The organism is Rhodococcus ruber NBRC 15591, from assembly GCF_001894945.1.
GTDB classification, from domain to species: Bacteria; Actinomycetota; Actinomycetes; order Mycobacteriales; family Mycobacteriaceae; genus Rhodococcus; species Rhodococcus ruber.
Genome location: NZ_BCXE01000041.1, coordinates 1 through 20,459, shown reverse-complemented (window position 1 = coordinate 20,459; position 20,459 = coordinate 1). Strand labels below are relative to the sequence as shown.

Genomic DNA, 20,459 nt, shown 5'->3' with positions numbered 1-20,459 from the left:
CCCTCACACCCGGCGCCGCGGATAGGCTCGCACCAGAGCCTGTCCGCGGCGCTGCCGGTTTCCGGCCGCGAATGAGGGAGTGAGCACCATGGCCGAGTCCGCCCCACCCCACGGGGTTTCGCCGAACCGGCAGCTCGCGGCATCCGCTCTCGAGGACAGCTACCGGCGCTACGCGGACACCGTCGACGCCCCCGAGCGCGCCCTGGCCGCTCACCTGGACCTCGGCCGGCAGCGGCACGAGGCCGAGGTCCTGACCCGCGTCTACCGGCCCGGCGACCGATGGGACATCGGTGCCGCCCTGCAGATCGTCACCGACGACATGCCCCTGCTCGTCGAATCCGTCATCGCGCTGCTGACCCGGCTCGGCGTCGCCATCCGCGAACTTGTCCATCCCGTCGTGTCCGTCCGGCGCGACGAGGACGGCGGCCTGCGCGAGATGGTGGCCGACACGACGCCCCCGTCCGGCTTCGTCACCGAGTCGTGGATACACGTCCAGTTGCATCCGGCCACCGCCGAGGCCGCCCTCGACGCGGTCGGCACCGAGATCGGGGGCGTGCTCGCCGACGTCCGGCAGGTCGGCGCGGACACCGCCGAAATGCTCGTCCGGGAACGCGATCTCGCCACCGAACTCGACGCGCTCGCCGAGAACCCGCCGCCGCGGCGCGCCGCGGAGGATCTGCGGGAGACGGCGGCGCTGCTGCGCTGGTTCGCGCGGGGCAACTACACCGTCCTCGGCTATCGGCGCTACGACGTCGTCGCCGACGCCTCGGGAACGCGCCATGCCCGCGCCGTGCCGGGCAGCGGACTCGGGGTGCTGCGCTCCGACCTGGCCGCCGACGACGTGATCGACATGTCGGCAACGGTCGAGGCCGCCGACCGCCCGCTGCTGGTGCTCACCCAGGCGTCCCTGCCTGCCACGGTGCACCGCTCGGTGTACCCGTACTTCGTGGGAGTCGCCGTTCTCGACTCCGACGGCCGGGTCGTCGGCGAGCACCGGTTCCTCGGTGTGCTCGCCGTGACCGCGCTGCACGAGAACGTGCTCGACATTCCGGTGCTGGCCCGGCGGGTACGAGAGGTGGTGGCCCGCGCCGGCGTGGAACTGTCGTCGTTCACCGGACAGGCCATGCTCGAGGTGCTGCAGGCGCTGCCCCGGGTGGAACTGTTCTCCGCCGACACCGAGACCCTCCACGAGACCGTCACCGCGGTCGTCGCGATGCGCCGGCAACTGCGGCTGTTCGTGCGGGTCGATCCCTACGGCCGCTTCGTCTCGTGCCTGATCTACCTGCCCCGTGACCGCTACAACACCCGCGTGCGGGTCGCGATGCAGCAGATCCTGCTGCGCGAGTACGGCGGAGGTGCCATCCACTACACCGCCCGGGTCACCGAGGGCGATCTGGCGTTGCTGCACGTGACCATCCGGACGCCGCCGGGCCAGGCCCTGCCGCGGATCGACACCTCCGAGGACAATCGGCTGCGCATCCAGGCCCTGCTCGCCGAGGCCAGCCGCAGCTGGGACGATCACCTCGCCGACCTGGCCGCCACCGACCACACCGTCGATCCCGTGCTCGTGCAGCGGTACGCGGAGGTGCTGCCCGACGGCTACAAGGAGGACTTCGACGCAGACCGGGCGCTGGCCGACATCGCCCGTCTCGAGGCGCTGCGGGACGGCAGCATCGACCTGCTGCTGTACCGGCGGCCCGGCGCCGACCCACGGCGTTGGCGTTTCACGCTCTACATCGGCAGTGAGGGCATCACCCTCAGCCAGGTGCTGCCGGTGCTGCAGAGCCTCGGCGTCGAGGTACTCGACGAGCGGCCGTACCAGATCATCCGCGCCGACCGGATGAGCTGCTGGATCTACGATTTCGGACTGGTCCTGCCCGTCGACCTCGAACCCGACCCGAAGGTGACCACCCGCTTCACCGCGGCGTTCGCCGCCGTGTGGCACGGATTGTCGGAACCGGACCGGTTCAACGAACTGGTCCTGCGGGCCGGAATGGGCTGGCGGCAGGCCATGATGCTGCGCGCCTACGCCAAGTACCTGCGGCAGGCCGGCTTCCCCTACAGCCAGTACCACATCGAAGGAGTCCTGCTCGCCGACCCGGCCACCACCGCGCTGCTCGCGGAGCTGTTCGAGGCGATGTTCGACCCGGCCGAGGCGTCCGCCGACCGCGAGCAGGACACCACCGCCGAACTGGCCGGCCGGATCGACGCCGTCGTCGGTCTCGACGCCGACCGGATCCTGCGCGGCCTCTTCGGCCTGATCCGGGCGACGTTGCGTACCAACTACTTCGTGTCGGGCGACGACGGGGCCGTCCCGCCCGCACGCGCCGACGCCGCACCCGCCCGGGCCCTGTCGTTCAAACTCGACCCGACCCGCATCGACGAGTTGCCCCAGCCGCGACCGAAGTTCGAGGTGTTCGTCTACGCCCCCGACGTCGAGGGTGTGCACATGCGTTTCGGGGCGGTCGCCCGCGGTGGCCTGCGCTGGTCGGACCGGCGGGAGGACTTCCGCACCGAGATCCTCGGTCTCGCGAAAGCGCAGGCCGTGAAGAACGCCGTCATCGTCCCCGTCGGCGCCAAGGGAGGCTTCGTGGTCAAGCGTCCGGTCTCGCCGACCGGCGATGCGGCCGCCGACCGGCAGGCCGTGCGCGCGCAGGGCGAGGCCTGCTACCGGCGGTTCATCGCCGGTCTGCTCGACGTCACCGACAACCTCGACCGCGCCCGGGGCGTGGCCGTGCCGCCGCCGCGGGTCGTCCGCCGCGACGGCGACGACACCTACCTCGTGGTCGCCGCCGACAAGGGCACCGCCACCTTCTCCGACCTCGCCAACGAGGTCGCCCGCGAGTACGGGTTCTGGCTCGGCGACGCCTTCGCCTCCGGCGGCTCCGCCGGCTACGACCACAAGGCGATGGGCATCACCGCCCGCGGAGCCTGGGAGAGCGTCAAGCGGCACTTCCGTGAACTGGGCGTCGACACCCAGAGCGAGGACTTCACCGTCGCCGGCATCGGCGACATGAGCGGCGACGTGTTCGGCAACGGAATGCTCCTGAGCACGCACATCCGGTTGGTGGCCGCGTTCGACCATCGGCACATCTTCCTCGATCCCGATCCGGAGCCCGCCGCTTCGTACGCCGAGCGGCGCCGCCTGTACGAGCTGCCCCGTTCGTCGTGGGCCGACTACGACACGGACCTGATAAGCACCGGCGGCGGGGTATGGGAGCGCTCCCTCAAGTCCGTCCCCCTCAGCGCCGAGGTGCGGAGCGTGCTCGGACTCGACAACGACGTCACCGAGCTCTCGCCCCCCGAACTGATCCGCGCGATCCTGCGCGCCCCGGTGGACCTGCTGTGGAACGGTGGCATCGGCACGTACGTCAAGGCCGCTCCCGAAACCGACGCCGACGTGGGCGACAAGAGCAACGACGCGGTCCGCGTCAACGGCGGCACCCTCCGCGCCCGGGTGGTGGGGGAGGGCGGCAACCTCGGCGTCACCCAGCGCGGCCGCATCGAGTACGCCCGGGCCGGCGGCAAGATCAACACCGACGCGATCGACAACTCCGCCGGGGTCGACTGCTCCGACCACGAGGTCAACATCAAGATCCTGCTCGACTCGATGGTCACCGCCGGCGCGCTCGCCGCCGCCGACCGCAATCCGCTGCTCGAATCCATGACCGACGAGGTCGGGCGAATCGTCCTCGAGGACAACATTTCCCAGAACAACCTGCTCGGCTACTCCCGCACCGGCGCCCCCACGATGCTCGCGGTGCACCAGCGGCTGATCGCCGATCTCGTCGCCGAGCGCGGGATCGACCGGTCCCTCGAGGCGCTGCCCGGCGACGCCGAGATCGAGCGGCGCCGCCTCGAAGGTGAGGGACTCACCTCGCCGGAGCTGTCCACCCTGCTCGCCCACGTCAAACTCGCCCTCGCCGACGACCTGCTCGACACCGACCTGCCCGACAGCGAGACCTTCGCCGGACGGCTACCCGGCTATTTCCCGAGGCAACTGCGCGAACCCTTCCGCGCCGGCATCCGGTCCCACCCCCTGCGCCGGCAGATCGTCGCGACCATCCTCGCCAACGAGACCGTCGACAACGGCGGGATCAGCTACGTCTACCGGCTCTCCGAGGAGGCCGGCGCATCGAGCACCGACGCCATCCGCGCCTACGCCGCCGTCACCGAGATCTTCGACCTGCCCGGCGTGTGGGCCCGCATCCGCTCCGCCGACACGACCACGGCCGTCGCCGACGACCTGCTGCTCGAATCGCACCGCGTCCTCGACCGGGCGTCGCGGTGGCTGCTGTCGAACCGGCCGCAACCTCTGGCCGTCGGCGCCGAGATCAGCCGGTACCGGGCGATGTTCGCGCGGCTCGCCCCCCGCGTGGGGGAGTGGATGCAGGGTCACCACGTGCAGGACCTGAAGGAGCGCGCCGAGCCGCTGCTCGCGCGCGGCGCCCCCGAGGAGTTGACGTGGGACGTGTTCCGCCTCCTCGACCAGTTCCCGCTGCTGGACGTGATCGACATCGCCGACATCGCCGAACGGGACGAGGCCGAGGTCGCCGAGCTGTACTACGCGATGGACGCGCACATGGGGATCGACTGGCTGCTCTCGGCGGTGACGTCCCTCGAACGCGGCGACCGCTGGCACTCGCTGGCGCGGCTCGCCCTGCGCGACGAGCTGTACGGGTCGCTGCGCACGCTCACCCTCGACGTGCTCGCCACGGCCGAACCCGGCGAGAGCACCCGCGAGATGATCGAGGACTGGGAGCTGACCAACGGCTCGCGGCTCGGCCGCGCGAGGTCGGCGCTCGAGGAGATCTTCCTGTCTGGAAACCTGGACCTCGCGACGCTGTCCGTGGCGGCGCGTCAGGTCAGGAGCATGGTGCGCGCCGGCGCACCCGACAGGAGGTAGACAGTTGAAGCACGCCGGGGCCGACCACCGTGGAGCCGTGGGGACCGCGCAGTGAGCGACGCGACCGAACAGTTCGGCTTCCACACCGCGGTGGAGGTCCGCTGGTCCGACATGGACGCGTTCCAGCACATCAACCACGCGCGCATGGTCACCCTCCTCGAGGAGGCCCGCATCCCGTGGTTGTTCGCCGACGGCCGGCCCACCGTGAACCTGCGGGAAGGCGCCGTGATCGCCGACCTGCACGTGCGGTACCGCGGCCAGTTGCGGCACGAGGACAGCCCCCTGGACGTGCTGATGTGGATCGAGCGGGTGCGGGCGGTCGACTTCACCATCGGCTACGAGGTCCGGCCCGGTGGTGCGCCGGCCGACGCCACGGCCTCCGTCGTCGCCTCGACCCAGATCGCGGCGTTCGACATCGGAACCCAGCGGCTGCGCCGGCTCACCGATCCCGAACGCGAGTACCTGCAACGGTGGCGTCGTGACTGACGCCGTCGGAGCGGCCGGGACGGCACCCGAACGGTGGTTGCAGATCCCGGACCCCGTCGACCGCGCCGACCTCGTCGCGTTCCTCACCCGTGCGGTCCGTCTCGACGAGGCCGCCGTGGTGCGGCTGCGGCAACGGCGCGACGGCCTCCTCTCGGCCTGGGTGAACACCGGATTCGATGCCCTCGCCGTCCGGGTGCTGCGCGGCACGGTCGCCCCGCCGGACACGACCGTCGCCGCGGACGGGCTGCGCGCGATCCTCGTCGCCGCCGGCGACGACGGGGTGGATCCCGGGTGGGCGATGGACTCGGTGTGGCGCGGCGCGCTGCCCCCGGAAACCGGGTACGTCCACCTCGACGACGTTCCCGCCCGCATTCTCGTCGACCTCGCGCAGCGCGGCGTCGCGCTCAGCCGCGAGCAGGGACAGGGACCGCCGTCGTCGCTGCTCGCGCAGGAGGTGCTCGAGGTCGCCGGCGGGGGAGAGCGGGCCGGGGTGCCGATGCGGCTGGTGTTCGCGCTCAACGCGATGGGGTTCGTGCCCACCGGCGGCGCCCGCGCGACGGCGGAGATCGACCTGGACCGGATCGATCCGGCCGAGGTGGTGCGCGTGCGGGCGACGGCGACGTGGCTGCGGCTCGACGCCCGCTACGGATCGGTCTACCTCCGTCGCGGGGGCGGTCTCGGCCTCAGCGTGCGCTGACGCCGCCGGCACCAGGGTGAGTGGCCCGGTCGGCGTGCAGTGTGCCGTCAGATCAGCCACGCCGCGCAGTTGCCGCGCAGCTGTCCGTCCACGAGCGGAGCGCTGGACAGGATCACCGTGCCCGGCGGCATCTCCACCGGGTGCTCGGTGGTGTTGAGGGCGCAGATCAGCCCCCCGGGCCGGCGGAAGGCCAGGCATCCGGGTGGGCTGCCGTACCACTCCACGTCGGGGCCGTCGAACTCCGGCCGTCGCCGTCGCGCCTCGAGCGCCGCCCGGTACAGCGACAGGGTGGACGAGACATCCTCGAGTTGCGCCTCGACGGTCAGCTCGGACCACTCGTCCGGTTGCGGCAGCCACGTCTGTGCTGCGGTGGTGAAGCCGAACGGCGGCCGGGCGCCCTCCCACGGCATCGGCACCCGGCACCCGTCCCGGCCGCGGTCGGTGTGCCCCGACCGCTCCCACACCGGGTCCTGCAGCACCTCCTCGGGCAGGTCGTCGACGTTGGGCAGACCGAGTTCGGCACCGTTGTAGAGGAAGGCCGCGCCGGGCAGTGCCAGCTCGACGAGGATCATCGCCCGCGCGCGGTCGCGCCCGAGCGGCCCGCCGCCGTAGCGGGTCACCTCACGCTCGATGTCGTGATTGGACAGCGTCCACGTCGCGACCCCACCGATGGGTGCGACCGCGGCGAGCGACGTGTCGATCGCCTCCCGGATCCGGGCGGCGTCCCAGCTCGCGAGTGCCAGATGGAAGTTGAATGCCAGGTGCAGTTCGTCGGGGCGCAGGTACTCCGAGAACAGCACATGGTCGTGCACCCAGATCTCGCCGACGGCCACCGCGTCCGGGTACTCGTCGAGCACCGTGCGGATCCGGCGGTGGATGTCGTGGACCTCGGCGTTGTTGAAGCGGGGATCGTCGTCGAAGTGCCGCAGCAGCCGGTTCTGTTCCCAGTGGTCGAAGTCGGGCAGCCCGCCGGGTTTGGCCATGCCGTGCGCGACGTCGATGCGGAAGCCGTCGACGCCGCGGTCGAGCCAGAAGCGCAGGGTCTTCTCCAGGTCCTCGAACACCTCGTCGTTGCGCCAGTTCAGGTCCGGCTGCTCCGGCGCGAACAGGTGCAGGTACCACTGGCCGGGCGCGCCGTCGGGGTCGGTCACGCGGGACCATGCGGGGCCGCCGAACACACTCGGCCAGTTGTTCGGCGGCAGGTCGCCGTTCGGCCCGCGTCCGTCCCGGAAGTGGTAGCGGGCCCGCGCGGGGCTGCCGGGCGCGGCGGCCAGGGCCTCCCGGAACCAGGGATGTTCGGAGCTCGTGTGGTTGGGGACCAGGTCCATCACGACACGGATCCGGCGCGCGTGCGCGGCCTCGATCAGGGCGTCGAGGGCGGCCAGGTCGCCGAACAGGGGGTCGACGTCGCGCGGATCGGACACGTCGTAGCCGTGGTCGGCCATCGGGGAGCGCATCACCGGGTTCAGCCAGATCGCGTCGACTCCCAGCAGCTCCAGGTATCCGAGCTTGTCGCGGATCCCGTCGAGGTCGCCGACGCCGTCTCCGTCGGAGTCGGCGAACGAGCGGGGGTACACCTGGTAGAAGACGGCGTCCGCCCACCAGCGTTGTTCAGGGGTGCCGGGGGGAGTGCTCACAGCCACCCATAGTGCCAAACCGACAGGTGGGCCACGACTCGAATGTCGCCGCCCCGGCCCGTCGTCAGATCGGCGAGTTCATCATCGAGTCCGCCGCCATCTCCATGTACGCGATCAACTGGCTGCGGTGCGCGTCGTCGAGCGTCTGCGAATCGATCGAGGCGATGGCGGTGTGCATGCAGCGCAACCAGGCGTCGCGTTCGAGCGGACCGATCCGGAACGGGTGGTGGCGCATCCGCAGCCGCGGGTGCCCGCGCTCGTCCGAGTAGGTGCGCGGTCCGCCCCAGTACTGCTCGAGGAACATCCGCATGCGACGTTCCGCGGGCCCGAGGTCCTCCTCGGGGTACAGCGGGCGGACGATCTCGTCCTTGGCCACTTCCTCGTAGAACCGCGCCGTGAGCTTGTGGAAGGTCTCGGCGCCGCCGACCGCGTCGTAGAAGGTCTGCTCGTCACTCATGGGTTCTGCTCACCGTTCCTCTCGCTCGTCCATTGTGCCGGTTCGGTGGGGACGCGCCCGAGCCGCATGTCGCCGGTACCGGATGTTCACCTCCGCGACCCGGAAAGTCCGCAGAATCGGGGTGCGACGTGCGTAGATCCGTGGTCAACTTGTGAGCAGTCTTCCGGAGGTCGTATGAAGCACCGACGCAGCGCACATCGACAACTCCCGCCCGCCGACGCCCCCACCGGGGCGCCGGGGGCCAACTCCCTGTGTGTCGTACGCGACGACGCCGTCCCGGATTGGGTCAAACGCCGCGTACTTCTGCTCAATGCCACCTACGAGCCGCTCACCGCGTTGCCCGCCCGTCGTGCGGTCGTGCTCATGGCCGGCGGCAAGGCCGACACCGTGCACGACGACCCGCTCGGCCCGTTGGTGCGCTCCGCGGAGTGGGCCGTGCAGATCCCGTGGGTGATCCGCCTGCGGACCTTCGTGCACGTGCCGTACCACGCGCGGGTGCCGATGACGCGGGCCGCGCTCATGCACCGCGACCGGAATCGGTGCGCCTACTGCGGCGCCAAGGCCGAGACCATCGACCACGTGGTGCCGCGCAGCCGCGGTGGGGAACACTCGTGGGAGAACTGTGTGGCGTGCTGCGCGTCGTGCAACCACCGCAAGGCCGACAAGCTGCTCAGCGAACTCGGCTGGACGCTGCGCGCCGCGCTCGTGCCCCCCAAGGGCCGGCACTGGCGGCTGCTGGCGACGCTGCCGGAGCTGCATCCGACCTGGTTGCCGTACCTCGGCGAGGGCGCGGCCTGACCGACGTCGCCGCAAGTCGGGGCAAGCGCGCCGGGATCGGACATGCTGGGCTACCGTTTGCGGTGTGAGCATTCTCGAGACAACCCTCATATTCGTTGCCATCCCGGTGGCGATCATCGTGATATTCGGGGTCTTCTCCGTCTTCACGAAGCCGCTTCCGGGCACGCGGCCCGCCGAGTACAAGCTCGGGGAGAAGTGGGACCACGAGCCGATGCTGTGGAGCGCGGTCGACGAGGTCACCACGCACGGCCATCACGGTGGGCATCATGAACTCGTCGCCGGCGCGCCGGTCGACCCGATCGGAGGTAGGGCAAGTGGCAAGTGGTGACGTGATGCACAGCCGGACGGCGGTCGCTCCCGCGGAGCTGCCGTACGGTGCGGCCCTGACGTCGAGCGGCCGTATCTCCCGGACCCGTGTCCTCGACGGCCTGTTCGAGGGCCCGCCGTTCAGCGACCGCGACATGATCGCTCTCGACGATGCGCTCACCGAGGCCACCCGGGCGACGAAGGTGCGCTTCAACGTGTACGTCGCGGACGCCGCAGATCCCGCGATCACGACCGACGCGGTGTTCCCGACCACGCCGGAATCGTCGAACTCGGTGCTCATCGCCGTGTACCCGAACCAGCGCGCCATCGAGATCCGCAGCGGACGCGGCGTCGCCGACCGCGTCGACAACCGGATCGCGCAGCTCGGCGTGACCGCGGCGATCTCGTCGTTCGGCCAGGGCGACCTGATCGACGGCATCGTCAGTGCGATCCGCGTCATGGCGAACGCGATCACCGCGCCGTAGAGCCCCTCGTTGCTGTGGCCGAATGTCACATCGCGTCGATCGATCGACGCGATGTGACATTCGGCCACACGCGTAGGGCGGCTAGGACGCGTCGAACGCCCGGGCCTTCAGCGACCGGACGATCCCCGCGCGACCCTCGCTGATCAGCCGGCGCAGGGCCGGCGGGTGATCACCGGCGAGGAACTCGTCGGCCGCCGCCACCGACGACTCGCTGATCGACCACGACGGGTACAGCCCCACGACGACGGTCTGCGCGACCTCGCTGGAGCGGCGCTCCCACACGCCCGGCACGTCGGCGAAGTACCGCGCGACGTACCGTTCGAGCAGCTCACCCTGTCCGGCCGGCGCGAAGCCGCCGATGATCGCGCGAGCGGTGATGTTCGGAATCGAATCGTCGCCCACCACCGTCTCCCACACCTGCTCCTTGACGGCCTCCTGCGGCCGCGCCGCCCGCGCGGTGGCGGCCTGCCGCGCGCCGGCAGCCGTCGGATCTCGCTCGGCCTCGGCATCGATGAACGGCGACTCCACCCCCTCGGCGTCGATCTCGCCGGCCGCGGCCAGCGCCTGCACGATCCGCCACCGCAGATCCGTGTCGACGACCAGTCCGGCCAGCCCGACGTTCGCCGGATCGGCACCGAGCAGCTCGCCGAGCACTTCGGTGTGCCACGGCGCGAGCCGGGCCGTGGTCAACGCGTTGACGAACGCGAGCTGATGATCCGAGCCCGGCTGCGCCTCGCGGGCCAGTTCCAGCAGCCGGTTCGCGTAGTCGTTCCAGCCCCGCTCGGTCGCCCAGCCGGGGTCGGCGTAGCTGCCGAGCGCGGTGTGCGCCTGCATCAGCAACCGCTGCACCACGCCGACCTCCGTCTCGGTCGCGATACCGCGCTGCACCAGCGCCACGAAGTCGCGGGCCTTCATCTCGGCCTGCCGGGTCATCTCCCATGCGGCGGACCATGCCAAGGTGCGTGGCAACGGCTCGGCGATGTCGCCGATCCGGTCCGTCAGCACCTCGAGCGACCGGGGATCGAGACGCACCGAGCAGTAGGTGAGGTCGTCGTCGTTGACGAGCACGAGCCGGCCGCGGTCCACGCCGACGAGTTCCGGCACCTCGGTGCGCTCGGTGGCGTCGAGATCGATCTCGACGCGGTGCGTGCGGAGCAGCTTGCCCGAGCCGTCGTCGTCGTAGACCCCGATCGCCAGCCGGTGCACCCGATGTTCCCCGGCGCCCGGATCGGCACCCTCCTGGATCACCGCGAAACGGGTGAACCGCCCGTCGTCGTCGACGTCGAAGTCGGGACGCAGGATGTTCAGGCCGGTGGTCTTGAGCCACTGCGCGCCCCATCCCGACAGGTCCCGGCCGGACGACTTCTCCAGCGCCGCGAGCAGGTCGTCGAACGTGGCATTGGCGAAGGCGTGCTCGCGGAAGTACTCCCGCAGGCCCGCCAGGAACGGTTCCTCCCCGACGTAGGCGACGAGCTGCTTGAGCACGGACGCGCCCTTGGCGTAGGTGATGCCGTCGAAGTTGACCTCCACCGCCGCGAGGTCGGGGATGTCCGCGGCGATCGGATGGGTCGAGGGCAGCTGGTCCTGGCGGTAGGCCCACGACTTCTCGACGTTCGCGAACGTGGTCCACGCGTTCGTGTACTCGGTGGCCCGCGACTGGCACAGCACCGACGCGAAGGTCGCGAACGACTCGTTGAGCCACAGGTCGTCCCACCAGCGCATGGTCACCAGGTCGCCGAACCACATGTGCGCCATCTCGTGGAGTACGGTCTCGGCGCGGCGTTCGTACGAGTAGCGGGTGACCTTGGAGCGGAAGACGTAGTCCTCGAGGAACGTCACCGCGCCGGCGTTCTCCATCGCGCCGGCATTGAACTCGGGGACGAACAGCTGGTCGTACTTGCCGAACGCGTAGGGCAGGCCGAAGTTCTCGTGGTAGAACTCGAAGCCCTGCTTGGTTTCGGTGAACAGCCGGTCGGCGTCCATGAACTCCGCCAGCGAGGCGCGGCAGTAGATGCCGAGGGGGATGGTGCCGTGTTCGTCGGTGTAGACGTCGGTCCACTGCGCGTACGGCCCGGCGATCAGCGCGACGAGGTAGGTGCTCATCCGCGGGGTGGTACGGAAGACGTGCCGGCCCGGCTCCGCGGCGACGTTGTGCACGGTCTCGGAGTTGGAGATCACCGACCAGTCCGCCGGCGCGGTCACCGCGATGTCGAACGTGGCTTTCAGGTCCGGCTGGTCGAAGCACGCGAACATCCGCTTCGCGTCGGCGGTCTCGAACTGCGAGTACAGGTAGACCGCGTCGTCGGTGGGGTCGACGAACCGGTGCAGGCCCTCGCCGGTGTTCGTGTAGAGGCAGTCCGCCTCGACGGTGAGTTCGTTGCGCGCGGCCAGTCCGCTCAGCGCGATCCCGTTCTCCTCGGTGTATCCGGAGACGTCGACGGACTTGCCGTTGAGGGTGGCCGAGTGCACGGACTGAGCGATCAGGTCGACGAAGGTCGACGCACCGTCCGTGGCGTCGAATGTGATGGTGGTGGTCGAACGGAACGTGGTCGTTCCCGCAGCGCCCGCGCCGTCGGTCAGATCCAGCTCGATGCGGTAGTTGTCGACGGTCAGGACCGCGGACCGCTCGGCCGCCTGCTCGCGGGTCAGATTCGGTGGTGCCACGGAAGACTCCTTCTCAAGACGGGATGCGACTCGGGTGCCATCCCATCATGTGAGGGACCGGTTCACCCGGCGACCTCCGCGAGGGGCACCTGCGGATCGGAGAGCCGGTGCGGGTCGACGGATTCGCCGGAGGAGATCAGCGCGCGGATGTCGTCGCCCGCGTCCCAGATGTTGACGTTCATCCCGGCGCGGACCCGGCCGGCCGCGTCGAGCCAGAACGCGAGGAACTGCCGGGAGCCGACGTCGCCGCGGGTGATCACCCGCGCCTCGGCGGGTGCGTGCCCGACGTACTCCATGCCCAGGTCGTACTGGTCGGTGAAGAAGTAGGGCAGGCGGTCGTAGGAGGCGGGCCGGCCCAGCATGGTGGCGGCCGCCACGTCGGGCTGGTTGAGCGCGTTGGCCCAGTGTTCGACCCGGATCCGGGTCCGCAGCAGCGGATGCTCGGCGGCGGCGATGTCGCCGACCGCGACGATGTCGGGATCGCTCGTCGCGAGAGACGCATCGACTGCCACGCCGTCGCTCGCCACGGTCAGTCCCGCGTCGCGGGCGAGTTCGACGTTGGGCTGCGCCCCCACGGCGACGAGGACCGCGTCGGCCCGGATCTCGGTGCCGTCGCCGAGGCGCAGGCCGGTGGCACGGCCTTCGACGGTGAGGATCTCCGACACCGTCGTCGACAGACGCAGGTCCACACCGTGGCTCCGGTGCAGGTCCGCGAACACGGCGCCCATCTGCTCGCCGAGTGCGCCGGACAGCGGCTGGGCGGCGGCTTCGACGACGGTCACGTCGGCGCCGTGTCCGCGCGCCCCGGCAGCGATCTCGAGACCGATCCAGCCGGCGCCGACGATCGCCAGGTGCGGCGCCGGACCCTCGTCGCGGCGGACGGCCGCGAGCAGCGCGTCGGACTGCTCGACGGTGCGCAGCATGTGCACGCCCGCGGCGTCGATGCCTGGCAGCAGGATCCGTCGCGGGCGCGAACCCGTCGCGAGGGCGAGCTTGTCGTAGCGCACGGTGGAACCGTCGGGCAGGGTGACGGTGTGGGCTCCCGGGTCGAGGGCGGTGACGGTGACGCCGAGTTCGACCTCGACCCGGTGGTCGCGGTACCAGTCACCGTGCTGCACGGTGAACTCCGCAAGCTGCTTCTTGCCGGCGAAGTAGTCCTTCGACAGCGGTGGTCGCTCGTAGGGGAGGTGTTCCTCCTCGCCCAGGAGGAGGATCCGGCCGGGGAAGTCGCGGGCGCGCAACTGCTCGGCCGTCTTGGCGCCGGCGAGCCCACCGCCGACGATGACGAAGAGCTTCTCGTTGGACATCGCGCATCCCCGTTCCGTGCGGCACCGGTCCTTCGACGGTACGTCGGTGGAGGCGCGGGAACCGGCGGTTCGGGAAGAATCCGACGACGACCGGCGTTGAATCGGACCGTAGTCCGAATTTCTGCAGCGAGGAGACCCCGTGAGCGACCCGATCTCGAAGGACACCGCCGACTTCTGGTTCGACCCGTTGTGCCCCTGGTGCTGGATCACCTCGCGCTGGATCCTGGAGGTGGCGCAGGTCCGCGACATCGAGGCGAAGTTCCACGTGATGAGCCTTGCCGTGCTCAACGAGGGCAACGACGACCTGCCTGAGAACTACCGGGAGCTGATGACCAGGGCATGGGGCCCGGTGCGCGTGGCGATCGCCGCGGCGCAGAAGTACGGCGACGAGGTCCTCGAACCGCTGTACACGGCGATGGGCACGCAGATCCACGACGAGGACAACAAGGACTTCCCGGCGGTGATCGCCAAGTCCCTCGCCGACCTGGGCCTGGATCCGGACCTCGCGCGAGCGGCCGAGACCGACGCCTACGACGAGGCGCTGCGCACCAGCCACGCCGCCGGCATGGACGCGGTCGGTCCGGATGTCGGCACGCCGACCATCCACGTCAACGGCGTGGCATTCTTCGGTCCGGTCCTCTCGCGGATCCCGCGCGGCGAGGAGGCAGGGCGGATGTGGGACGGGGTGGTGGCCATGGCGTCGTACCCGCACTTCTTCGAACTCAAGCGCACGCGCACCGAGGACCCGAGCTTCGAGTAGGCGCCTTCGGCGCCGGTGTGTCCTTTGGGCGGCTACAGCCGCCCAAAGGACACACCGGCGGCGCAGCCGCCTATTCTCGACGCCATGCGCGTTTACCTGGGTGCCGACCACGCCGGCTTCGAACGTAAGAACCAGATCATCGAACACCTCACCGCCAACGGCCACGAGGCCGTCGACTGTGGCGCGTACGAGTACGACGCCCTCGACGACTACCCGGCGTTCTGCATCGAGGCCGCGCGCCGCGTCGTCGCCGACGAAGGCAGCCTCGGCATCGTTCTCGGCGGCAGCGGCAACGGCGAGCAGATCGCGGCGAACAAGGTGTCGGGTGCCCGCTGTGCCCTCGCGTGGAGCGTGGAGACCGCCAAGCTGGCCCGCGAGCACAACAACGCGCAGCTCATCGGCATCGGTGGGCGCATGCACAGCCTCGAGGACGCCTTGGCCATCGTCGACGCGTTCGTCGCCACCCCGTGGTCGGGGGAGGAACGGCACCAGCGGCGCATCGACATCCTGAGCGAGTACGAGAAGACCGGGCAGGCCCCGGAAGTTCCCGGCGCGCCGTCCTGACGAACGGAGCCTGATCGACCGTGCCGGAGGGACCATCCCTGCACCGGCTCGCCCGGTTGCACCAGCGGCGTTTCTCGGGTGCGCCCCTGCGGGTGTCGAGCCCGCAGGGGCGCTTCGCCGGCGATGCGGCGCTCGTCGACGGCCGGGTGCTGCTCCGGGCCGAGGCTCTCGGCAAGCATCTGTGGCACCACTACGACAACGGCCTGACGGTGCACGTGCACCTGGGTCTGTACGGCTCGTTCACGGAGGCGCCGGTTCCGATGCCGGACCCGGTCGGGCAGGTACGGATGCGCATGGTCGGCGCCGAGTACGGCACCGACCTGCGCGGTCCGACCGCGTGCGAGGTCCTCACCCCGGACGAGGTGGCGGCGATCGCCGCGCGGATCGGCCCCGACCCGTTGCGGAAGGACGCCGACCCCGAGCGGGCGTGGGCGCGAATCTGCAAGTCCCGCAGTGCCATCGGCTCGCTTCTCATGGACCAGTCGGTGATCTCGGGGGTGGGCAACATCTACCGGGCCGAAGTCCTGTTCCGGCACGGCATCCATCCGCAGCGCCCCGGACGTGATCTCACCCGAGCCGAGTTCGACGGCATCTGGGACGATCTCGTCGTGCTGATGCGGACGGGAGTGCGACGCGGCGCGATCCACGTCGTGCGACGCGAACACGACCGCGGGGCACCGGCCTACGCGAAGGGCCGTCCCCGGACCTACGTCTACCGGCGTGCCGGTGAGCCCTGCCGGTTGTGCACCACACCCGTCCTGCACTCGATCATGCAGGGCCGCAACCTGTTCTGGTGCCCCGCCTGCCAGACGGGCTAGAAGTCGAAACCGCCGAAGTCGCCGCCGGCCCCGAAGTCGCCGCCACCGTAGTCACCGCCGCCGTAGTCACCGCCGCCGTAGTCACCACCGGCGTCGCCGTAGTCCCCGCCGTCCTGGCCGGCCTCGAGGCCCTGGTCGTATCCGGAGTCGAAGCCCTGCTCGAACGCCTGTGCGTCGTAGGGCACCCCGGCCATGCCGGAGAACATCGCCGAGAACAGCAGCATCGATCCGACGCCCCACGCCCCCGCGACGAGGGCGGGCTTCCACCAGGGCTCGGAGTACCAGCCGGCCGGTACCGGCCGGCCCGCGACGCGACCGCCCGGGAAGTAGTTCGGGGTGCGCGACGACGGGGCCGGTGAGGCCGCCACCTTGCGTCCCTCGAAATCGATCTCTCGGTTCTCGGTCACCCGGCCGGCCGTCTGCTGGCCGTCCAGCGTGGGGATCTCGGGACCGGGATCCATGCCCATCGCGAGACGAGCGGCGCGGATGTAGTACAGCCCCTCGAGAGCGGTCTGCTTGGCCAGCCGCGCCTGCACCGGCGTCCGGGCCTGCTCGATCTGTGATCCGGCGGCGGTGTAGCGCTCGGACGCATCGGCGAGCGCCTGCTTGGATGCGGCGTCCGTGCCGGAGAGGTTGTAGATCTGCCCGCCGAGCCGTTCGATGGCCTGGCGGGCATCGGCCTTCGCGTCGTCGAGTTCGTGGGCTCCGCGCCCCGACTTGTTCCGTTGCGCCGCGGACACCAGGAACACGACGGCGACGAGGACGGCGACGATCAGTAGGAGTTCCACGGCGGTCCCTTCCGGCGGACTGGACGGTCGACGTCCAGCCTACCGGCGGCTCAGGCGTCGAGGACGGCGTGGAATCCGCCGCGCATGCAGTCGTCGAACACCTCGAGGTCGGGAACCGCGCCCGTGTCGAGAGTGAATCCGACGCAGCACGTGTGCAGATACGACATCAGGGTGACGTTGAACGCCGAGCCGAGGGTGGGACCGAACGCGTAGTACCGTTCGACCTTCGCGCCGGCCATGTAGAGCGGCACCGGCGACCCCGGCACGTTCGAGGCGAGGAAGTCGACGTGCTTGAGCATCTCGCCGACGACAGCCGGGGGGAGCAGATTGAGAGGGGTGGCGAGGGCCTGCGCCATCGGCACCGCAGGCTCGTGCCGCCAGCCCTCGACGATCTTGTTCACCTCCTGCATGAGCGTGAGGGGATCGTCGGAACGCACGGGCAGCGGGAAACGCGCGAGGTTGATCCGGTTGCCGCCGAGGGTGTCCTGCTCGGTGCGGATGCTCAGCGGCATCGTGACCCGTAGCTCGTCGACGTCGGTCCCGTGGCGGCGGTGGTAGTCGGCGAGGCCGACGAGGACTGCGGTGAGGAAGGCGCTGTTGAGGGTGGCGCCGCCGCGGTGAGCGGCATCGCGCAGCCGGTCGAGCGGCACGTCGATCACGTGGAGCCGGCGGCTGAGGCTGCGTTGCGTCATGACCGGGGATTCCAGTCGCAGGATCGGGCGCAGGTAACGGGCGACGGACACCGCGACCCCCGCGGCACTACGGGCGGAACCGATCGGGTTCGTCACGACGGCCCGGGTGGTCGGCCAGATCGAGGCCAGCCCGCGTCCCGCCAGTCCGCGGAGCTGCGACCAGTCCCAGCCGATCGCCTCGGCGGCCAGGTCCAGGCTGTCCGGGGACTCCGGGGCGGGCGGTTCCGGGGCGGGTTCGCGGGGCGTGCCGTCGCGGTCGAAGTCGACCAGCCGCGCAGTGATCTGCATACCGCCGATTCCGTCGGTGAGCGCGTGGTGCACCTTGATCAGCAGCGCGGCCTGACCGCCGGCGAGTCCGTCGACCACCGTCATCTCCCACAGCGGCCGGTCCTTGTCGAACGCGGCCATGGCCGTGGTCCGAGCGAACTCCAGGACGTCGTCGAAGTTTGCCGGCCCGGGCAGCGAGACCCGGCGCATGTGCCAGGACAGGTCGAAGTTCGCATCCGCGACCCATCGTGGCGGCGCGAGCCCGAAGGGCACCTCGACCACGCGATGGCGGAAGCTGGGCACCTCGCGGGTGCCGCGGTCCATCATCTCGCACAGACGGTCCCAGTCGGGTGAGGCGTCGAGCAGGACGACGGCCACGATCGTCGAGCGCAGCGCGGGGTCGCGCTCCATGCTCCAGGTGAGGTAGTCCGTCTGCTGCATGTGACGGTCGGCTGCGTTGCTCATCTCGGTAACTTCTCACACGGGCCGCCGGGACGATCGGGTTTCGCTCCGTCCGCACCGTCGGACCGGGGACGGCACCACGGCCCGGCGCGGAATCCGGAGCGGATACTCCGAACTCTAGGCGCCGGGCCGTGGTATCGATAGTGACTTTCGTCCGGGTTGTGCGGCCGTCAGGCGGCCGAGGTGGCGGCTTCCGTCCGTCGTCCGAGTCGCTGCAGGGGGCAGTGGGTACTGCGGCTGCAGGCGAAGGTGGTGCCGGCGGCGACGAGGGTGAGTACCGCTGCGGCGATGCCGACCAGAGGATGAATCTCCTGGGCGAGGATGACCGAGGACATGATCAGGACGAACCAGCCGAAGCCCTTGCGCAGCGAGTCCGGGTCGACCATGGAGGTCAGGCGTCCGCCGATGAGGCTGCCGACGACGGCGGCGGCGGTGACCATCGCCGCCAGGCGCCAGTCGATCTGCACGGTGGACAGGTAGCCGCCGAGGCCGGCGAAGGACTTCATGGCGATCACGATCAGCGAGGTGCCGACGGCGACGGGCATGGGCAGTCCGCCGAGCAGGGCGAGGGCCGGCACGACGAGGAACCCGCCGCCGGCGCCGACGAGGCCGGTGACCAGGCCGACGACCACGCCGTCGAGGAGGATCTTGCCGACCGGCATCGAGTGGGTGCCGTCCGAAGCCGCGGTCTTGTTCTTGCGGCCGCGGAGCATCGCGATGGCGGTGGCGATCATCATCGCGGCGAAGGCGAGCAGCAGGATGCTGCCGGGAACGAAGCGCGAGAGCAGGCCGCCGGCGTAGGCGCCGACCATGCCGGCCAGGCCGAACAGGATGCCGGTGCGCCACTGGACGCGGCCTGCCCGCGCGTGGGAGATCGCGCCGACCGCGCTGGTGACGCCGACGACGAGCAGCGAGGTGGCGATGGCCTCCTTGGCGTCCATACCGGCGACGTACGCCAACAGCGGGACGGTGAGGATCGATCCACCGCCGCCGAGCAGTCCGAGGGTGACGCCGACGAGGACCGCCAGCGCAACGGTCAGCGCGATCATGATCAGTTCCTTTCGGCCGGAGCGGTCTTCGAATCGACCAGCTGGGCGACGATGGTCTGCGGATCACACGAGGCGCCGCGGTTGTAGGGCAGCTTGGAGAGCAGCATCCCCATCGCGCAGGTGTTGGACAGCGCGGCGAAGGTGAGGCCGCCGCCGACACCGGCGGCGAGCCACTTGAGCTTGGGGACCGCGATGCTGCCCAGGACGGAGGTCAGCACGAGGGAGCCGGCGACGAGGCGGACCTGCCGTTCGAGGTCCCAGCGCTCGACGCCGCGATTGACGGAGAAGCCGTTGGCTTCCCAGCCCGTCATGCCGCCCTCGAGGATGTGCACGTTGAACAGCCCGGCCGTGCGGAGGGTCTCTTCGGCCTGGGTGGCGCGCTGGCCCGACCGGCACACGAGGACGACGTTCTCGTCGAGGTGGGCGAGGAACTCGTCCCGGTGCTCGCGCAGCAGGTCCAGGGGGACGTTGTAGGCGCCGGGGATGTGCACGGACTCGAACTCGCCGGGTGTGCGGACGTCCACGACGCGGACGTTCTTGCCGGAGTCGAGGAGCTCGCGCAGGGCGGCGGGATCGAGGGTTGCGGGGCTCGGCTCGGTCATGGGGGCCTTTCGGGTCGGTGGCGCGAACGCGCGAGGGGCGATCGCCGTGGGCAATAAACCCCGGGGGGTATGTCGGCGACAATGATAAGCATACGGGAGGGGGTATATGCAAGGCGGACACAGGCCGTGGGTCGCCTTCGTGACGCACTCCACCCGCATACCCCAGGGGGTACTTGACATACCCAGGGGGGTATATGTCAGGATGGGGTCAACGCAGAACGCGACCGGTCTTCGCGGCCGAGGAGAGGGAGAACCGAATGATTCTCGAGCAGTACTACATCGAGTGCCTGTCGCACGCGTCGTACCTGATCGGTGACGAGGGCACCGGCCGGGCGATCGTGGTCGATCCGCGCCGGGACGTCACCGAGTACCTCGACGACGCGCGCAGGCACGGGCTGAGCATCGAGGGTGTGATCAACACCCATTTCCACGCCGACTTCGTCTCCGGGCACCTCGAGCTGCTCGAGGCGACCGGGGCGTGGATCGGGTTCGGCGAGGCCGCCGAGGCGGACTACCCGATCCGCCGGCTGCGCGACGGCGAGCACCTCTCGCTCGGGGAGGTGGACCTCGAGATCCTGTCCACCCCGGGGCACACCTGGGAGTCGATCTCGGTGCTGGTGCGCGAGCATCCGGGCGCGACGCCGACGGCGGTGCTGACCGGGGATTCGCTGTTCATCGGGGATGTGGGCCGGCCGGATCTGGTGAACCTGGGAG

18 protein-coding genes are annotated in these 20,459 nt (G+C 70.4%); 10 read left to right on the top strand and 8 right to left on the bottom strand.

Translation table 11 applies throughout. The features are described 5' to 3' along the window. Nucleotides 1-88: 88 nt before the first annotated feature. Genes RR3_RS23280 through RR3_RS23270 form a run of 3 tightly spaced genes read left to right on the top strand, consistent with a single transcriptional unit; the run spans nucleotide 89 to nucleotide 6,089 of the window. Complete coding sequence (locus RR3_RS23280; protein ID WP_230831780.1) at nucleotides 89-4,906, top strand: NAD-glutamate dehydrogenase; 4,818 nt, start codon at nucleotides 89-91, stop codon at nucleotides 4,904-4,906. Nucleotides 4,907-4,957: 51 nt separating this feature from the next. Continuing rightward, complete coding sequence (locus RR3_RS23275) at nucleotides 4,958-5,392, top strand: acyl-CoA thioesterase (RefSeq protein WP_010596399.1); 435 nt, start codon at nucleotides 4,958-4,960, stop codon at nucleotides 5,390-5,392. Then, complete coding sequence (locus RR3_RS23270; RefSeq protein ID WP_010596400.1) at nucleotides 5,385-6,089, top strand: DUF8010 domain-containing protein; 705 nt, start codon at nucleotides 5,385-5,387, stop codon at nucleotides 6,087-6,089. The genes RR3_RS23275 and RR3_RS23270 overlap by 8 nt, the downstream gene beginning before the upstream one ends. A gap of 47 nt (nucleotides 6,090-6,136) precedes the next feature. Here RR3_RS23270 and RR3_RS23265 read toward each other — a convergent pair whose 3' ends face one another. Together RR3_RS23265 and RR3_RS23260 are read right to left on the bottom strand one after the other, a co-directional pair. Continuing rightward, entirely contained in the window at nucleotides 6,137-7,726 is a 1,590-nt protein-coding gene (locus RR3_RS23265; RefSeq protein WP_017681997.1) for a glycoside hydrolase family 13 protein, read from the bottom strand. Between the two features lie 64 nt (nucleotides 7,727-7,790). Then, a complete protein-coding gene (locus RR3_RS23260; RefSeq protein ID WP_010596403.1) occupies nucleotides 7,791-8,183 on the bottom strand; it encodes a globin in 393 nt (130 codons plus the stop codon). Between the two features lie 174 nt (nucleotides 8,184-8,357). Between RR3_RS23260 and RR3_RS23255 the strand changes: the two genes are divergently transcribed. The 3 genes from RR3_RS23255 to RR3_RS23245 all read left to right on the top strand — a co-directional run bounded on the left by RR3_RS23255 (nucleotide 8,358) and on the right by RR3_RS23245 (nucleotide 9,772). Further along, nucleotides 8,358-8,981, top strand: coding sequence for an HNH endonuclease (locus RR3_RS23255; RefSeq protein ID WP_010596404.1), 624 nt, complete (start codon nucleotides 8,358-8,360; stop codon nucleotides 8,979-8,981). A gap of 64 nt (nucleotides 8,982-9,045) precedes the next feature. Continuing rightward, complete coding sequence (gene ctaJ, locus RR3_RS23250) at nucleotides 9,046-9,309, top strand: aa3-type cytochrome oxidase subunit CtaJ (RefSeq protein WP_064066590.1); 264 nt, start codon at nucleotides 9,046-9,048, stop codon at nucleotides 9,307-9,309. Then, nucleotides 9,296-9,772, top strand: a complete 477-nt coding sequence (locus RR3_RS23245) for a DUF5130 family protein (RefSeq protein ID WP_026138056.1) — start codon at nucleotides 9,296-9,298, stop codon at nucleotides 9,770-9,772. The genes ctaJ and RR3_RS23245 overlap by 14 nt, the downstream gene beginning before the upstream one ends. 81 nt (nucleotides 9,773-9,853) lie before the next feature. On the opposite strand, the gene pepN is transcribed toward RR3_RS23245, so the two are convergent. Both pepN and RR3_RS23235 read right to left on the bottom strand, forming a co-directional pair. Next, nucleotides 9,854-12,436, bottom strand: coding sequence for an aminopeptidase N (gene pepN / locus RR3_RS23240; RefSeq protein ID WP_017681999.1), 2,583 nt, complete (start codon nucleotides 12,434-12,436; stop codon nucleotides 9,854-9,856). 62 nt (nucleotides 12,437-12,498) lie between these two features. Further along, entirely contained in the window at nucleotides 12,499-13,743 is a 1,245-nt protein-coding gene (locus RR3_RS23235) for an NAD(P)/FAD-dependent oxidoreductase (RefSeq protein WP_017682000.1), read from the bottom strand. 139 nt (nucleotides 13,744-13,882) lie between these two features. On the opposite strand from RR3_RS23235, the gene RR3_RS23230 reads away from it, so the two are divergent. The 3 genes from RR3_RS23230 to RR3_RS23220 all read left to right on the top strand — a co-directional run bounded on the left by RR3_RS23230 (nucleotide 13,883) and on the right by RR3_RS23220 (nucleotide 15,885). Further along, complete coding sequence (locus tag RR3_RS23230) at nucleotides 13,883-14,503, top strand: mycothiol-dependent nitroreductase Rv2466c family protein (protein ID WP_010596408.1); 621 nt, start codon at nucleotides 13,883-13,885, stop codon at nucleotides 14,501-14,503. Nucleotides 14,504-14,587: 84 nt separating this feature from the next. Continuing rightward, a complete protein-coding gene (locus RR3_RS23225; protein ID WP_064066591.1) occupies nucleotides 14,588-15,067 on the top strand; it encodes a ribose-5-phosphate isomerase in 480 nt (159 codons plus the stop codon). Between the two features lie 20 nt (nucleotides 15,068-15,087). Continuing rightward, on the top strand, nucleotides 15,088-15,885 hold the full coding sequence (locus RR3_RS23220; RefSeq protein WP_010596410.1) for an Fpg/Nei family DNA glycosylase: 798 nt from the start codon (nucleotides 15,088-15,090) through the stop codon (nucleotides 15,883-15,885). Here the strand turns inward: RR3_RS23220 and RR3_RS23215 are convergent. From RR3_RS23215 to RR3_RS23200, 4 genes are all read right to left on the bottom strand, one after another. Continuing rightward, nucleotides 15,882-16,673, bottom strand: a complete 792-nt coding sequence (locus RR3_RS23215) for a hypothetical protein (RefSeq protein WP_010596411.1) — start codon at nucleotides 16,671-16,673, stop codon at nucleotides 15,882-15,884. The two genes, RR3_RS23220 and RR3_RS23215, sit on opposite strands and share 4 nt — an antisense overlap. Before the next feature lie 50 nt (nucleotides 16,674-16,723). Then, nucleotides 16,724-18,097: a wax ester/triacylglycerol synthase domain-containing protein gene (locus RR3_RS23210; protein WP_010596412.1), complete on the bottom strand. Its 1,374-nt coding sequence runs from the start codon at nucleotides 18,095-18,097 to the stop codon at nucleotides 16,724-16,726. 167 nt (nucleotides 18,098-18,264) lie between these two features. Beyond that, entirely contained in the window at nucleotides 18,265-19,143 is an 879-nt protein-coding gene (locus tag RR3_RS23205) for a sulfite exporter TauE/SafE family protein (RefSeq protein ID WP_017682004.1), read from the bottom strand. A 2-nt stretch (nucleotides 19,144-19,145) separates the two neighbouring features. Beyond that, the gene (locus RR3_RS23200; protein ID WP_010596415.1) at nucleotides 19,146-19,745 is read right to left on the bottom strand and encodes a rhodanese-like domain-containing protein; all 600 of its coding nucleotides are present in this window, start codon (nucleotides 19,743-19,745) and stop codon (nucleotides 19,146-19,148) included. Nucleotides 19,746-20,002: 257 nt separating this feature from the next. On the opposite strand from RR3_RS23200, the gene RR3_RS23195 reads away from it, so the two are divergent. Continuing rightward, on the top strand, nucleotides 20,003-20,459 hold a 457-nt coding region (locus RR3_RS23195), incomplete at its 3' end, for an MBL fold metallo-hydrolase (RefSeq protein WP_139278887.1).

What these genes read in the sequence shown, in the direction of transcription:
- RR3_RS23200 (WP_010596415.1), bottom strand. Translation starts at nt 19,745, where the DNA reads ATGACCGAGCCGAGCCCCGCAACCCTCGATCCCGCCGCCCTGCGCGAG.
- RR3_RS23280 (WP_230831780.1), top strand. Translation starts at nt 89, where the DNA reads ATGGCCGAGTCCGCCCCACCCCACGGGGTTTCGCCGAACCGGCAGCTC.
- RR3_RS23225 (WP_064066591.1), top strand. Translation starts at nt 14,588, where the DNA reads ATGCGCGTTTACCTGGGTGCCGACCACGCCGGCTTCGAACGTAAGAAC.
- RR3_RS23210 (WP_010596412.1), bottom strand. Translation starts at nt 18,097, where the DNA reads ATGAGCAACGCAGCCGACCGTCACATGCAGCAGACGGACTACCTCACC.
- RR3_RS23255 (WP_010596404.1), top strand. Translation starts at nt 8,358, where the DNA reads ATGAAGCACCGACGCAGCGCACATCGACAACTCCCGCCCGCCGACGCC.
- RR3_RS23205 (WP_017682004.1), bottom strand. Translation starts at nt 19,143, where the DNA reads ATGATCGCGCTGACCGTTGCGCTGGCGGTCCTCGTCGGCGTCACCCTC.
- RR3_RS23260 (WP_010596403.1), bottom strand. Translation starts at nt 8,183, where the DNA reads ATGAGTGACGAGCAGACCTTCTACGACGCGGTCGGCGGCGCCGAGACC.
- RR3_RS23235 (WP_017682000.1), bottom strand. Translation starts at nt 13,743, where the DNA reads ATGTCCAACGAGAAGCTCTTCGTCATCGTCGGCGGTGGGCTCGCCGGC.